The 470-nt window shown below is 46.4% G+C and carries 1 protein-coding gene; it reads right to left on the reverse strand.

From position 1 onward, the window contains the following. Positions 1 to 29 precede the first annotated feature (29 nt). Positions 30 to 470: hypothetical protein (locus H1S01_RS20760; protein WP_207732450.1), on the reverse strand; the 441-nt coding region annotated here is incomplete at its 5' end.

Raw genomic sequence — 470 nt, forward strand, 5'->3', positions numbered from 1 at the left:
TCGACATCAATTCCTCGAATACGAACCACTTAAGCACTTTTCTCTATCGTCGGATTCCGATAGTGCGGAGCCAGCATTTTATCAATCACGCGAAGTCCGTCTTCCAGTAAACCTGCGATACCTAAATATTCAATCCGGCTGATGGTAACGTTGTGTTTTTTCATATAACTGGTCCATCGATAGGTGAGGTTTGTGCGATAAGCGATATTAAAACAACTCGTGAATTCCTGATATGCCTGACCGTACTTCATGCCCGTAAGATTTGCGTACTTACGAATCAGGCGGTTCAATCGTTGTCTCGCATCCCCTTCGGTGTCCACGTGGTCCCATTGATCGACACGTTCATGAACTTCAGAAATTCGTTCGTGGGCCGCATCCGCTTTCTCACAGGTCAATTGAATTTGCTTTTCCATAGCCACCAGTTGCTCGGCCATAAGCAACAGGAATTCAGCCGGTGTCGGTTTTGGAGT

The sequence above is a fragment of the Heliobacterium chlorum genome (assembly GCF_014502795.1).
Lineage (GTDB): Bacteria > Bacillota > Desulfitobacteriia > Heliobacteriales > Heliobacteriaceae > Heliobacterium > Heliobacterium chlorum.